Annotated in this window: 13 protein-coding genes; 7 read left to right on the top strand and 6 right to left on the bottom strand. The window is 65.0% G+C overall.

All coding sequences use genetic code 11. From position 1 onward, the window contains the following. The first annotated feature begins 91 nt into the window (after positions 1-91). The 5 genes from ACU0B3_RS06770 (at position 92) to ACU0B3_RS06750 (ending at position 4,966) form a co-directional block, all read left to right on the top strand. Complete coding sequence (locus ACU0B3_RS06770) at positions 92-607, top strand: CoxG family protein (RefSeq protein ID WP_446260063.1); 516 nt, start codon at positions 92-94, stop codon at positions 605-607. A 44-nt stretch (positions 608-651) separates the two neighbouring features. Further along, complete coding sequence (locus tag ACU0B3_RS06765; protein WP_446260062.1) at positions 652-1,137, top strand: (2Fe-2S)-binding protein; 486 nt, start codon at positions 652-654, stop codon at positions 1,135-1,137. A gap of 110 nt (positions 1,138-1,247) precedes the next feature. Then, positions 1,248-1,724: a VOC family protein gene (locus ACU0B3_RS06760; protein ID WP_446260061.1), complete on the top strand. Its 477-nt coding sequence runs from the start codon at positions 1,248-1,250 to the stop codon at positions 1,722-1,724. Between the two features lies 1 nt (position 1,725). Beyond that, positions 1,726-4,095: a xanthine dehydrogenase family protein molybdopterin-binding subunit gene (locus tag ACU0B3_RS06755; RefSeq protein WP_446260060.1), complete on the top strand. Its 2,370-nt coding sequence runs from the start codon at positions 1,726-1,728 to the stop codon at positions 4,093-4,095. Positions 4,096-4,180: 85 nt separating this feature from the next. After that, positions 4,181-4,966, top strand: a complete 786-nt coding sequence (locus tag ACU0B3_RS06750; RefSeq protein WP_446260059.1) for an FAD binding domain-containing protein — start codon at positions 4,181-4,183, stop codon at positions 4,964-4,966. Between the two features lie 47 nt (positions 4,967-5,013). Here ACU0B3_RS06750 and ACU0B3_RS06745 read toward each other — a convergent pair whose 3' ends face one another. From ACU0B3_RS06745 to ACU0B3_RS06730, 4 genes are all read right to left on the bottom strand, one after another. Then, a complete protein-coding gene (locus ACU0B3_RS06745) occupies positions 5,014-5,808 on the bottom strand; it encodes a HalD/BesD family halogenase (protein WP_446260058.1) in 795 nt (264 codons plus the stop codon). 280 nt (positions 5,809-6,088) lie between these two features. Continuing rightward, positions 6,089-6,838 carry an ATP-binding cassette domain-containing protein gene (locus ACU0B3_RS06740; RefSeq protein WP_446260057.1) on the bottom strand — a complete coding sequence of 250 codons (750 nt, stop codon included), beginning with the start codon at positions 6,836-6,838 and terminating at the stop codon, positions 6,089-6,091. A 12-nt stretch (positions 6,839-6,850) separates the two neighbouring features. Continuing rightward, positions 6,851-8,164, bottom strand: a complete 1,314-nt coding sequence (locus ACU0B3_RS06735; RefSeq protein WP_446260056.1) for a sugar ABC transporter permease — start codon at positions 8,162-8,164, stop codon at positions 6,851-6,853. Positions 8,165-8,310: 146 nt separating this feature from the next. Beyond that, positions 8,311-9,342, bottom strand: a complete 1,032-nt coding sequence (locus ACU0B3_RS06730) for a substrate-binding domain-containing protein (RefSeq protein WP_446260055.1) — start codon at positions 9,340-9,342, stop codon at positions 8,311-8,313. 167 nt (positions 9,343-9,509) lie between these two features. Here ACU0B3_RS06730 and ACU0B3_RS06725 point away from each other — a divergent pair, with 167 nt between their 5' ends. Continuing rightward, positions 9,510-10,700, top strand: a complete 1,191-nt coding sequence (locus tag ACU0B3_RS06725) for an ROK family protein (protein WP_446260054.1) — start codon at positions 9,510-9,512, stop codon at positions 10,698-10,700. Continuing rightward, positions 10,690-12,186 (top strand): CRTAC1 family protein, encoded by a 1,497-nt coding sequence (locus ACU0B3_RS06720; protein WP_446260053.1) that lies wholly within the window; start codon positions 10,690-10,692, stop codon positions 12,184-12,186. Before ACU0B3_RS06725 ends, ACU0B3_RS06720 begins: the two co-directional genes overlap by 11 nt. Positions 12,187-12,205: 19 nt before the next feature. Here ACU0B3_RS06720 and ACU0B3_RS06715 read toward each other — a convergent pair whose 3' ends face one another. Together ACU0B3_RS06715 and ACU0B3_RS06710 are read right to left on the bottom strand one after the other, a co-directional pair. After that, positions 12,206-13,459, bottom strand: coding sequence for a cytochrome-c peroxidase (locus ACU0B3_RS06715; RefSeq protein ID WP_446260052.1), 1,254 nt, complete (start codon positions 13,457-13,459; stop codon positions 12,206-12,208). Further along, a complete protein-coding gene (locus ACU0B3_RS06710) occupies positions 13,456-14,415 on the bottom strand; it encodes an aldose epimerase family protein (RefSeq protein WP_446260051.1) in 960 nt (319 codons plus the stop codon). Before ACU0B3_RS06710 ends, ACU0B3_RS06715 begins: the two co-directional genes overlap by 4 nt. Between the last annotated feature and the right edge of the window lie 4 nt (positions 14,416-14,419).

Raw genomic sequence — 14,419 nt, 5'->3', positions numbered from 1 at the left:
CTTCCGCATTTTCTCGCACGTTTTTCTGGCCTTGCCGCGGTTTCTTGGCCTAGGCTCCGAGTCTCGGAGCTTGGGAAGGAGCGCGCGCAGCATGGAGATGTCGGGCAGCAAGGTGATTGCCGCAGATCGCGACACGGTCTGGGCGGCGCTTCTCGATCCAGAGGTTCTGAAAGCCTGCGTGCCGGGCTGCACCGAGATGTCCGGCAACGCCGATGATGGCTTTGAGGCCACCGTGGTGCAAAAGGTCGGCCCGGTGAAGGCGACGTTCAAAGGCAACGTGACCTTGGAGGACCGCACACCGCCCGAAAGCCTGCGACTGACTGGCGCAGGCAAGGGCGGAGCTGCGGGTTTTGCCAAGGGTGGCGCGGACGTGCGCTTGACAGATGTGCCGGAGGGCACGCAGCTTGATTACGACGTGGAGGCTAAGGTCGGCGGCAAGCTCGCCCAGCTCGGCAGCCGCATCATCGACGGGTTCGCGCGCAAGATGGCGGACCAGTTCTTTGAGAATTTCCAGGCCGCGGTCGAGGGACCTGCGCCGGAAGAGGACACAGCCGAGGCGGAAGACACCCCGAAGAAGGGATGGTTCCGCAGGAAAGACGCCGGCTGAACGACTGAACCAAGGGCCGCAAAGGGCTCCAGGGAGGAGAAGACATGACTGACGTTTCAATGACGGTGAACGGCAAGGCTGCGACCGGCTCGGTCGAGGGCCGCACGCTGCTGGTGCAGTTCCTGCGCGAGGACCTGGGCCTGACCGGCACCCACGTGGGCTGCGACACCTCGCAGTGCGGCGCCTGCGTGGTGCATGTGAACGGCAAGGCCGTGAAAGCCTGCACGATGCTCGCGGCCGAGGCGGACGGCGCCGAGGTCACCACGATCGAGGGGATGGCTGCGCCCGACGGCACGCTCAACACCGTGCAGCAGGCGTTCCAGGATCACCACGGGCTTCAGTGCGGGTTCTGCACGCCCGGCATGGTGATGTCTGCGGCGGCGCTTTTGGAAGAGAACCCCAGCCCCTCCGAGCAGGAGATCCGGGAGTATCTCGAGGGCAACATCTGCCGGTGCACGGGGTACCACAACATCGTCAAGGCGATCATGGCTGCATCTGGTCAGGACGTCACGGCGATCGCTGCCGAGTAGCGGCGACCCGCCGGGGGGCCAGCCCCCCGGACCCCCCGGGATATTTCTTGCCAGAAGAAGGTGTGGGGGTTCGGGTGTGGAATGGCTCAACGCGGGCGCGGGATGTGCCGATGCCGATGTTGACCGATCCACCCAAAGTGCGGACGTGTCTGTGGTTTCACCAGGACGCGGAGGAAGCGGCACGGTTTTACGTGTCGCTTTTGCCGGGGAGCGAGGTTGTGGCCTCGACCGACATGGGCGGCGGCGTTGCCGTGGTGGAGCTGGTGCTGGGCGGTGCGCCCTACCAGTTCCTGCAAGCCGGGCCGCATCACACGCTGAGCCCGGCGGCGTCAATCTCGGTCCTGACGGAGGATCAGGCGGAGACGGATCGCCTTTGGGAGGCGCTGATCGCCGGTGGTGAGCCGTCGATGTGCGGGTGGCTGACGGATCGCTTTGGCGTCAGCTGGCAGATCGTTCCGCGCCGCCTTTTGGAACTTCAGGCCGGGCCGCATGCGGAGGCGGCGCAGGCTGCGATGATGAAGATGAACAAGATAGAGATCGCGGCGCTCGACGAGGCGGTTGCGGCAAGCCAACGGGGAGGACTTTAGTATGCCGAAGGATCATGGAATTGGCGCGGCGCCGAAGCGCCGGGAGGACGTCCGGTTTTTGACCGGTGCCGGGAATTACACGGACGACATCAACGTGAACGGTCAGGCGTATGTGCATTTCCTGCGCTCGGACATGGCGCACGGGGCGATCAACAGCATCGACACCAGTGCCGCCGCCGGGATGCCGGGTGTCGTGCGCATCTTTACGGGTGCCGACTTTGAGGGCGTTGGCGGGCTGCCGTGCGGCTGGCAGGTGACCGACCGGCACGGCGAGGCGATGCAGGAGCCGGCGCACCCGATCCTGTGCCAGGGCAAGGCGCGGCATGTGGGTGATCCGATCGCTGCCGTTGTCGCCGAGACGCCCGAACAGGCGCGGGATGCGGCCGAGGCGATCGAGGTCGACATGACCGAGCTGCCGGCGGTCGTGGACATGAAGGCGGCGCTCGAGGATGGGGCCACCAAGGTGCACGACGACCTGACGAGCAACCTGTGTTACGATTGGGGCTTCGTCGAGGAGAACCGCGACGCCGTCGATCAGGCGATCAAGGACGCCGCGCATGTCACGACGCTGGAGCTGGTGAACAACCGCCTTGTCGCGAACCCGATGGAGCCGCGTGTGGCCGTGGGCGATTACAACCGCGCGACGGACGATTCGACGCTCTACACCACCAGCCAGAACCCGCATGTGATCCGCCTGCTGATGGGCGCGTTTGTGCTGGGCATTCCCGAGCACAAGCTGCGGGTCGTTGCGCCTGACGTGGGTGGCGGGTTTGGCACCAAGATCTTTCACTATGCCGAGGAGGCGTTCTGCACCTTTGCCGCCAAGGCGTGCAACCGTCCGGTCAAGTGGACGGCGAGCCGGTCGGAGGCGTTCATCTCGGACGCGCATGGCCGCGATCACGTGACCAAGATCGAGCTGGCGCTGGATGCGGACAACAACTTTACCGCGATCCGTACCGAGACCTACGCCAACATGGGCGCGTATCTCAGCACGTTTGCACCGTCGGTGCCGACCTGGCTGCACGGCACGCTGATGGCGGGCAACTACCGCACTCCGATCATTTATGTGAACGTCAAGGCGGTGTTTACGAACACGGTGCCGGTGGATGCCTACCGCGGTGCGGGGCGCCCCGAGGCGACGTTCCAGCTGGAGCGGGTGATCGACAAGGCGGCGCGCGAGCTGGGTGTCGATCCGATTGCGCTGCGGCGCCAGAACTTTATCCAGCCGGATCAGTTCCCCTACGCCACGCCGGTCGCCGTCGAGTACGACACGGGCGACTACGAAGCGACGATGCAGAAGCTCGAGGAGATCGGCGATCTCAGCGGGTTCGAGGCGCGGCGCAAGGAGAGTGAGGCACGTGGCAAGTGGCGCGGGCTGGGCGTGAACTGCTACATCGAGGCGTGCGGGATTGCGCCGTCGAACCTGGTAGGTCAGCTGGGTGCGCGCGCGGGGCTCTACGAGAGCGCAACGGTGCGGGTCAATGCGACGGGCGGTCTGGTCGTGATGACCGGCTCGCACAGCCACGGGCAGGGGCACGAGACGACCTTCCCGCAGGTGATTGCCGAGATGATTGGGATCGACGAAAATATGGTCGAGATCGTGCACGGCGACACCGACAAGGTGCCGATGGGGATGGGGACCTACGGGTCGCGGTCCATCGCGGTCGGAGGCTCTGCCATGGTGCGGGCCGCGGAGAAGATCATCAACAAGACCAAGAAGATCGCAGCGCACCTGATGGAAGCCTCGGAGGCGGATATCGAGCTGAAGGACGGGGCGTTCAGCGTCGCTGGCACGGACAAGTCCGTGGCTTGGGGCGACGTCTGTCTGGCGGCCTATGTGCCGCACAACTATCCGCTCGAGGACATCGAGCCGGGGCTCGAGGAGACGGCGTTCTACGATCCGGCCAACTTTACCTATCCGTCGGGTGCCTATGCCTGCGAAGTGGAGGTCGACCCGGACACGGGCAAGGTCACCATCGAGCGCTTTGCGGCGGCGGATGACTTTGGCAACGTGATCAACCCGATGATCGTGTCAGGTCAGGTGCACGGCGGTCTGGCGCAGGGGATCGGGCAGGCGTTGCTCGAGAACTGTGCGTACGACGAGACCGGGCAGCTGCTCAGTGCGTCTTATATGGATTACGCGATGCCGCGGGCGGATGATGTGCCGTTCTATGACGTCGATCATTCCTGCCAGACGCCCTGCACGCACAACCCGCTTGGGGTGAAGGGTTGCGGTGAGGCCGGCGCGATTGGCTCGCCGCCGGCGGTCGTAAACGCTGTGATCGACGCGCTGCATTCGGGGGGCAAGACAGGTGTCATGCACATCGACATGCCGTTGTCGCCGGATCGCGTTTGGGCCGCGATGCAGTAGGTTTTGAGGACAGGTGCGAGGGGCCAGCCCCTCGCGCTCCCCGGGATATTTTGGGCCAGAAGAAGAGACTGGCCGGGAGGATGAGATGTACAACTTTGACTTTGTGAAGCCGGGTTCGGTCGCGGATGCGGTGGCGGCGCTCAAAGGCGACGAGGCGCAGGCGTTGGGCGGAGGGCAGACTTTGCTTCCGACGATGAAGCAGCGTTTGGCGTCGCCCGCGACGTTGGTGAGCCTGTCGGGCATTTCCGAGATGCAGGGCATTTGTACGGGTGACGACGGCGCGCTCTGCATTGGCGGTGCGACGACGCACGCCGAGGTTGCGGCGGGTGCAGGTGCGTATCCGGCGCTGGCGGCGATGGCCTCGCATATCGGTGATCCGGCGGTGCGCAACCGCGGGACGATTGGCGGGTCGCTGGCCAACAACGATCCGTCGGCCTGTTATCCGTCGGCGGCGCTGGGCTCGGGCGCGACGATTGTGACGAACACGCGTGAGATTGCGGCGGACGATTACTTTCAGGGCATGTTCGCGACTGCGCTCGACGAGGGTGAGATCATCACCGAAGTGCGGTTTCCGGTGCCGGAAAAGGCGAATTATCAGAAGTTTGTCCAGCCCGCATCGCGGTTCGCGCTCGTCGGGGTGTTTGTCGCCAAGTATGCGGATGGAGTGCGCGTTGCGGTGACGGGCGCGTCGGAGGACGGTGTCTTCCGCTGGTCCGAGGCGGAGGCGGCGCTGTCGTCGAACTTCGATGCAAGCGCGGTGCCGGACGCGCCGTCAGCGGATGGGATGATTGCCGACCTGCACGGGTCCAAGGCGTATCGCGCGCATCTGGTGAAGGTTCTGACGGCACGGGCTGTGGCAGCGGCAAGCTGATCCAAGGCAGATGATGGAGGCGCGTGGGCGAGGCTCGCGCGCCCTTTTTACGCGTAGGTGGTGCGTCCGTAGAAGCCGAGCTGCTCTTCGCGGGTGAACATGGCGCCGGGCTCTTCGTAGTAGGTGAGCACAGCGATCATGCGCGGGCGGTCGCCTTGCACGGGCGTCACGCGGTGAGGTGTGTTGACCCCTTTGAAGACGTTAAGTGTGCCGGGGACCACGGACATCGACCGCATCGCCGGGTCTTTCCCTTGCAGCAGCCGGGCGACGCCATCGTAGTTGGCGTCCTCCGGAGTGCGCAGGTCCGTGCGGTACTCGAACGCGCCACCGGCGGAGGGGGCTTGCAGAAGCAACGTCACGGTGAATTCGGACCGGTCGAAGTGCCAGTTGAGCGCCTGCCCTTCGGCATATTGCATCACGTTGAAGGCGGCGAGCGGGTCATCCATCGGGTAGAGCGCGAGCTTGTCCATCACCTCCGCCAGAAAGCGGGTCAGAGGCGGCCAGCGGTAGATTTGATCGACGAGCGAGCCTTTGATCTGGTCGGCGCAGAGCGTATTGTTTGACGTCTCGAAGAGCTGCAACGCGGGGTGATCGGGGGCGAGGCCGGGCACCTCTTTCTTGAAGTAAACGTTGTGCGTGCGCGCGTGGTTGAAGCTTTCGGCCGCCATCTTGGGCTTGTGTCGGTCGGCTTCGGCTTGCGCGGCGCCTGCGTGCACAAACGCATCGAGATTGAACATGCCGCCTGACGCCATCTCTCGTTTACAGCGCTGCACGAGCGCGGCATAGGCGTCCGTCCCGGGCGCATCGAGGGGGAAGGCGGCGAGGTTCAGGGCGTCACGCATGGCAGCTCCTCCGTTTGCAAAGCATCTGACGCAAGGTGACGCCCGGGTTCAAGAGGCGCCTAAAGCAGCCCACCTTAAACCTGACACACGCTGGCTTTAATCAAAGCGCCCGCCTGACGTTTACGTCAGGCCGCGTCATGCCAAAGGCATGCCTCCGGCATGACCCGCCCCCGTCAAACCGAAGGTTTGCCTCCGGCAAAACGGGCGGCGCGATTGCGCCACCCCGCGGGACGGCGCGTGAACTTCTGTTTCTCATGTATCAGATTTAAGGCCGCCCGCTTTAGCCCTGCTGGTGCGGGTGTTTGCCGAGGATAATCATGCCAAGCAGGTCGTCGTCAGTGACCTCCTTGACGTCGACCGTGCCGACAAGCTGGCCGTTCTTCATCACCGAAGCGCGGTCGCAAAGGTCCATCACGTCGTGGATGTCGTGGCTGATCAGGAAGATGCCGATCCCCTCGGCCTTGAGCTGCTGGATCAGTTCGGACACCATCTGCGTCTCGTGTGGACCCAGTGCGGCGGTTGGTTCGTCCATGATCAGGATGCGCGCGTTGAAGTAGACGGCGCGGGCAATGGCCACCGACTGGCGTTGACCGCCCGAGAGGGCTGACACCGGCTCAGCGAACTTTTTGAAGTTCGGGTTGAGCCGCGCCATGATCTTGCGCGTTTCCGCCTCCATCGCGTCGTCGTCGACCATGCCGAGGCCGTTCACCAGCTCCCGCCCGAGGAAGAGGTTGGACGCCGCGTCGAGGTTATCGGCCAGCGCGAGCGTCTGATAGATCGTCTCGATGTTGTATTTGCGCGCGTCGCGGGGGTTGTTGATCGTTGCCTTTTCGCCGTTGATCCGTATCTCGCCCGAGTCCATCTGATAGGCGCCCGAGAGGCACTTGATCAGCGTGGATTTGCCGGCGCCGTTGTGACCGAGGAGGCCGACGACTTCGCCCGGGTGCAGATCGACCGACACCTGGTCGACCGCCTTGATCCCGCCAAAGGCGATGGAGATGTCCTTGAGTTCGACAAGTGGTGTGCTCATGGTCTCGTCTCCTTATTTGGCTGCGTTGCGGTAGAGGTTGTCGAGGTAGACCGCGAGCACCAGCACCGAGCCGACGACGACTTGCTGCACGGCGGCGTCGAAGCCGATCAGCACCATGCCCGTCTGCAGCGATTGCATGACGAATGCGCCAAGCACCGCGCCGTAGATTGTGCCGACCCCGCCCGCGAGGGACGTGCCTCCGATCACGGCGGCGGCGATCACGTAAAGCTCGTCAAGAGTGCCAAGCGCGTTGGTGGCCGAGCCGAGCCGCGCGGAGGCGACGCAGGCGGAGAGCCCGCAGAGGAACCCCATGAGGGCAAAGATCTTGACCGTCATCCACTTGGTGTTGATCCCGGCAAAGGCTGCCGCCTCGGGGTTGCCGCCAATGGCGTAGACGTAGCGCCCGAACCTTGTGCGGCGCATGACAATGGTCATGACCACGACGACGGCGCCGAGGATCAGGAGGGGGATGGCAAAGCCATGGCTGATAAAGAGCCCGCCCTCGGGAATTTCGATCCCTTCGGCAGCGGCGTAACGGCGGACGATGCCGCGAGGCCAGGGGTAGGCGTTCACGAGGAGCGTTGCGCCGATGGCGGCGACCACGCAGAGCCCGGCGATGAAGGCATCAGCCCAGACAGGACGCAGGGCAAAACCGTGCTTTCGACGTTGCTTCCGTCCCATGACCACAAGCGTCACCGCGATGAGCGACACACCAATGCCGATGAGCCAGCTGCCGAGGTTGCCGACGGCACCAAAGGGTCCGCCGCCCAAAAGCTTGAACGTCTCATCGACCGGAGAGATGGTCTCGCCCCGGGTGATCAGGAAGGCAGCGCCGCGCCAGACGAGCAATCCGCCGAGCGTCACGATGAATGCGGGGATGCCGCGATAGGCGACGAGCCAGCCGTGGAAGGCGCCGATGATCGTGCCGGTGATGCAGCCGACGATGACGGCGATCACCCAGATCATCGGATGGCCCAGGCCCAGAATGTCCGGCAGCACCCAGACCTGCAGCGTACCCATCACGACAGCGCAGAACCCGAGCAAGGAGCCAACCGAAAGGTCGATGTGGCGGGTGATGATGACCAGAACCATCCCGCAGGCCATGATCCCGATGGAAGAGGTCTGCACGCTGAGGTTCCACAGGTTGCGCGGTGTCAGGAAGGCGCCGAACCCGTTGACCAGCGCACCATAAAGGTGAAAGCCGACCCAGATCAGCGCAATCGCGCCCAGCATTCCCAAAAGGCGGCTGTCGAGCTCGGTCGCTGTCATGAACCGTTTGACCCGCGAGCCCGCCTTTGGCGTCGAGGAAGAGGTTGTGTCCGTCATCGTATCACCCGGATGCACGACACCCGTGCGGGCCAGTGAGAGGCACGCTCAGCGTCAGAAATGGAGTGGGAAAATCTGTGATCCACCCGTGGGTGGAGGTGGCCCGGCGAAGGAACTTCGCCGAGCCGAAAGGTCTGGTGGAGGGCTTAGCAGCCGTCCACACCGTCCATTGCGCCTTCGCAGACTTTGTCCTTGGCGATGTGACCTGCGTCGATCACGGCCGAGATGTTGTCCTTGGTGATCGGCGTCGGGTCGAGGAAGATGGCGTTCATCTCGACGCCGTTCTCACCGCCGGACCACTTGACCGCACCTTCGACGCTGTCGAGTGCGGCACCGCCTGCCAGAGCAACTGCGATTTCAGCTGCGGCCGCGCCCAGGTCGTTGGAGTTCTTCCAGACCGACACGGTTTGCGTGCCGCGTGCCACACGGTTCAGAGCGGCGTGGTCACCGTCCTGGCCGCCGACCGGGATGGCCAGACCTTGCGCTTCGAGGGCTGCGATCGCGCCACCGGCCATGCCGTCGTTCTGGGACAGAACCGCGTCAACGTTGTTGTTGTTGGCGGTCAGGATCTGCTCCATGTTCTTTTGCGCGTTGTCCGGCTTCCAGCCGTCCGAGAACGCCTCGCCGACGATGGTGATCTTGCCCGCGGCAACGTCGTCACCGATGACTTCCATCATGCCTTCGAGCAGGAAGCCCGCGTTCGGGTCGCCCTTGTCGCCTTTGATGATCGCGTAGTTGCCTTCCGGCTGCGCCGCTTTCACGGTTTCGGCGATGATCCGGCCAACGCCCTTGTTGTCGAATGTCAGGTAGAACGTGCGGTCATCTTCGATCAGGCGGTCATAGCCGACGACCGGGATGCCTTCGTTGTCGGCCTGATCGACCGCGGGACCGATCGCGTCCTTGTCCATTGCAAGGATGATAAGCGCGTCCGCGCCTTGCGCGATGAGCGCTTCGACGTCGGTCAATTGCTTGGCTGCCGAGGCTTGCGCGTCTGCCGAGATATAGTTGGCGCCAAGCTCGTCCAGCTTTGCCTTGATCGCGGCTTCATCGGTTTTCCAGCGCTCTTCCTGGAAGTTCGACCAGCTCACGCCGACCGTCACGCCGTGGCCGTCTGCATAGGCAAACGTGGCCGCGGACATGGTGAATGCTGCTGCCAGAGCAGTGATGTGTTTCTTCATGATGTCCTCCCTTGATGGGGACATCACACCGGATGCCCCTCGAGTAGCTTAGCGGTAGCAGATTAAATTCGTAAAGCAAATTAAATCTTGGCCTGCGGCGGGCTGACGCGGCTTGATATTTGATTTGGCGGCTAAATTAATTTAGCACGGGAGGGGGAGGACCACCGATGAGCCAGGACCAGCGCACCCGATCGCGTCGGGTGATTCTGGATCACATCCGCCGTGCGGGCCGGATCGCGCGGATCGATCTGGCGCGCGCGTCGGGCATCAGCCAGGCGACGGTGACGACGCTCACCGCCGAGATGCTGCGCCAGGGCCTGATCGAGGAGGTCGCTGAGGGCGAGGGAAAGGCGACGCGCCGGGGCCGTCCGCGTGTCGACCTCAAGCTGCGCGGCGATGCGCATCTGGTCGCGGGGGTCAAGATTGCCGGGCGCTCCGTCTCGGTCGTGGTGCTTGATTTCGAGGGCACCCAGCGCGCCCATCACAAGGTCCCGCTCGCCGATCTGTCGCGTCCGCCCGATGCGCTGGGCTGGATCGTGCGGCAGGCCGTCGAGGCCGCGGCGGGCAAGGCCGGCGTGCGCCTGTCGCAGCTGAGCGGCGTGGGCGTCGGCATCGCCGGGTTCATCGACGCGCTGGCCGGGCTCTGCCACTGGTCGCCCTCGCTCGACCGGCGCAACGTCGCGTTTCGCGACCTGCTCTCGCGCACGCTGGCGCTGCCGGTTTTCCTCGACAACGACGCCAACCTGGTGGCCATGGCCGAGCAGTACTTTGGCGCCGGGCGTGGGGTCACCAACTTTGTCGTGGTCACGGTCGAGGCAGGCGTCGGTATGGGCATCGTCCTCGGCAACCGCCTTTACCGCGGCACACGCGGATGCGGCGCCGAGTTCGGTCACACCAAGGTGCAGCTTGACGGAGCGCTCTGCCGCTGTGGTCAGCGCGGTTGCCTCGAAGCCTACGTCGCCGATTACGCGTTGATGCGGGAGGCGCAGATCCTCAACGGCGGGCGCGGGGTGCCGACGATCGACGCGCTCCTGTCGCTCGCGCGGTCCGGGGACCAGATGGCCGGCTCGATCCTCACCCGTGCGACGCGCATGTTCGCGATGGGTCTGGCCAACATCGTCAACATATTCGACCCGCAGCTGATCATCGTGGCGGGTGAGCAGCTGCAGTCCGAGCATCTGCAGTCTGACGATATGCTCGAGCTCATCCGCGCCTCCATCGTTGAAGTGGACCTCGCACCGCCCAAGGTGATCCGGCACACCTGGGACGACCTGATGTGGGCGCAAGGCGCTGGCGCGTTTGCGCTCGACGGTGTGCTGGACCTGACGCTCAAGGCGGAGACCGATCATGTGGCGTAGCGCGTGTCTTGTCCTGCTGGCCGGCGCCGCAAGCGCCGAGCCGAGGTTCGTTCCCGTGACCATGCCGGAACATGTCTACGGCGGCGGGTGGGAGCATTTTGTCGGCGGCGGCCTGGCGGTCTTCGACTGCAACGAAGACGGTTTGCCCGAGCTTTATGCCGCTGGCGGTGCAAACCCCGCGACGCTCTTTGCCAATGTGAGCACGGCGAAAGCGGTGCACTTCGAGGCGGTAACGCCCGATCTTCTTGCGCTGACCTCGGTGACGGGTGCGTATCCCGTGGACCTCGACGGCAACACCTTTTCCGACCTGATCGTGCTGCGCGCTGGCCCGAACAAGGCATTTCTTGGCGGCCCGGACTGCACCTTTGCCGAGACGGATCTGATCCCGGACCTGGGCGATCGTTGGACCACCGCCTTCAGCGCCACGTGGGAGCAGGGTCAGACGCGCCCGACGCTGGCCTTTGGCAATTACGTGGACCGCAGCGATCCCGAGGGTCCGTTCGAGGCGTGTGACGTCAACCACCTGATGCGCCCCGAGGGCGACGGTTATGTCGTGACTGAGCTGGCGCCGGGATACTGCCCGCTGTCGATCCTGTTCTCCGACTGGGGCGCGGGTGTTCTCGACCTGCGCGTGTCAAATGACCGGCACTATTACGTCTCCGAAGGCGAGGAGCAGATGTGGCGGCTGGACGACGTGCCGCGCCTGCTCACCGAAGCGGACGGCTGGCAGCGGCACCGCCTTTGGGGGATGGGGATTGCCGCCCGCGACATGACCGGGGACGGCCTGCAGGAGGTCTATCTGACCTCGATGGGAGATCAGCGGATGCAGCGGCGCGTTGATCCTGATTTGCCGACCTATGCCGATGTGCCGTTCGATCTGGGGACCACCACGCACCGCCCGGCCTTTGGCGGGGACGGGCGCCCCTCGACCGGTTGGCATGTGGCGTTTGGCGACGTCACGAACGACGGGCGCGACGACATCTTTGTGGCCAAGGGCAACGTCGACCAGATGCCGGGGCTGGCGATGGAGGATCCCAACGCCTTGCTTGTGCAGACGGCTCCGATGCGGTGGGACGACGTGACGGAGGGCGCTGGGCTTGCCTCTTTCCATCGCGGTCGCGGCGCGGCGCTGGAGGATTTCAACGGCGACGGCCTGCTCGATGTGGCGGTGGTGAACCGCCGCGCGCCTTTGGAGGTCTGGCAGAACGTGAGTCGGGCGGATGGCGCGTGGCTCAAGGTCGCGCTGCGCGATGGGGGGTCGGGCAACGTGTTCGGGATCGGTGCCTGGATCGAGGTGAAGGTCGCAGGCGCCGTGATCCGGCGGGAGGTGACACTGGGCGGAGGACATGCGGGCGGCACTTTGGGGCCGGCGCATTTCGGGCTTGGGGATGTGCAGGAGGCTGAGCTGCGCGTGGTCTGGCCGGATGGTGAGACCTCAGACTGGCAGACGGTCTCCGTCCAACAAACGGTGACGCTGGACAGGTAGATGGGTGCAAGCACCCATCCTACGGCACAGCCAACCCGCTCGGCACAGACACCGGCACCCCCAGCTTTCCCTTGATCGAAGCGGGATCGGTGAGCGCCTCGAGGAAGGCGAGGATGTCCTCGACCTCGGAATCGGTGAGAGAGATCGGCTCCAGCGTGTTCGCATCTGCAATGGCTTGAAGCTCAGCCGGGTCGTCGAGCACGCGCCAGTCGTTGGCGCCTGGCAGGTCGGGCAGGATGGCTTGAGTTCGGTCGTAGCTGGTGAGGCTCGCCACGGGGTCGAGGTGGTGGCGCACCACGGCCTCGAGCGTCGCGTAGGCGCCGGCGTGGCCATAGGGCGCGGTTGCCGTCACGTTGCGCAAGGAGGGGGTGCGGAAGGCGTAGGCGTCGGCCGGGTCACCCGTCACGCGCATGCGTCCGGTGTCGCGGGCGTGGCGCTCGAACCGGGCAGCCTTGCCGGGTCCCAGCTGCGGCATGGCGATGGCGTGAAACTTGTGATCGGTCTGGAATTTTCCGGCGTGGCAGGTGCTGCATTGCGCCTTGCCCTCGAAGAGGACGCGCCCGCGTTCGGCGGCTTCGGGCAGGGGCGTTCCGGCGAGGTAGCGGTCGTAGGGGCTGTCCGTGCTTTCCCACTCGAACTCCATGAAGGATGCGAGCGCGTCGGAGACTTGGGTGAAGTGGATCGGGCCGGGGCCAAAGGCGGCATCGAACTGCGCGCGGTAGGCCGGAATCGTCTCTAACCTTGCGGAAAGCAGAGCCCAGGCGCCGCCGGGTCCAGTGATGAGGCCCTGCCGGACGGCCTTGGAAATCTCGTTCTCGGCGTAGTGCCCGGCCATCTCGTCGCCCGAGAGCACGGGAAACATCGACTGGGCGGAGATGACGCCGGCGAACCCGTCCTCCATATCTGCGCCGAGGGGTGTGCGGATGCCGGAGGGGCGGTAGGCGTCGGCCTCGAGCCTGCCATCGTGGAACATGACGGTGAACTCGGGCTGGCCGAGGTTGAAGAGCGCGGGCGCGTTCCGGGGGATGCGCTGCTCGGGCATGTTGGCCGCGTCAAGCGTGCGTTTCGGGCCAAGGCCGATACCGCCGTCGCCGATGCCGAGCGACAGCCCGTCCCCGGTGCCGTGGTCCGGGTGGTGGCACGTGGCGCAGGCGACGGTCTTGGAGCCGGACAGGATCGGGTCGAAAAAGAGCGCCTGGCCGAGCTTGATGACGGGCGTGTCCGCAAACGCGGGCGCGGCGAGCAGGGCGAAACAGAGCGCAAGACGTCTCATGTGATCTCAATCTCGGTGACTTGGCGGTAGGGCTTGTCCGGTCCGTGCAGCGTCGTCGGAAAGCCGTGGGTGAGCGCGTCGGGATACCCCTGCGCCTCAAGGCAGAGCGCACCGAATGGCTGGTGCGGCGCACCGGTCGGGGTGCCGTGTGGTCCCAGCGTGACGGAGGTGTAGAGCTGCAAGCCGGGCTGGTCAGTCCAGAGCTTGAGCTTTCTCCCGTTTGGTGCAGTCAGAGTCGCGGCAGGGCCTTGGTGCGGGTCGAGGATTACGTTGCCGTCTGTCCCTTCGCGTTGAGGGTCCGCGTCCGAGAGCGTGCGCGCAGTGCGGAAGTCGTAGCGGGTGCCCTCGACCGGCGCGATATGGCCTTCGGGCACGAGGTCCGCGCGGTTGGGCGTGTGCTGGCTGGCGTGGACCTGAAGGGTGTGGTCCATCACATCGCCCGCCCCCATCAGGTTGAAATAGAGGTGCTGCGCAAAGTTGAGCGGGCAGGGGCGGTCGACGGTCGCTGCAATCTCGTAGCGGAGGGTGGCGCCGGTGAGGGTCATCACAACTCGCGCGTCGCACGCGCCGGGGTAGCCTTGGTCGCCGTCCTCGGAACGCAACGTGAGGGTGACTTCGTTGCCGTCCTGGACCATGCCCCAGTTGCGCCAGCCAAAGCCTCCGGGTCCTCCGTGGATGTGATGCGCGCCGCCGTTCCGAGGCAGATCGTACGTCGTGCCATCCACCACCATCCGCCCGTCCGAGATGCGGTTCGCGACGCGCCCGATCACCATGCCCATGGCCACCGGGTTCTCGATATAATTGGCAGGGTCGGCATATCCGAGCACCATCTCGGTACCCGCCACCTGCCAGGACTGCACTACGCACCCGAGCGAGAGGACGGTGATCCGCGCCGCCTCGGTCTCGAGTACGGCGGTCTGGATGTCGGAAGGATCGACGGGCGGGCGCATACTCATCCGC

The organism is Pseudaestuariivita sp. (assembly GCF_052825805.1).
This window is presented reverse-complemented; position numbering and strand designations above follow the sequence as displayed.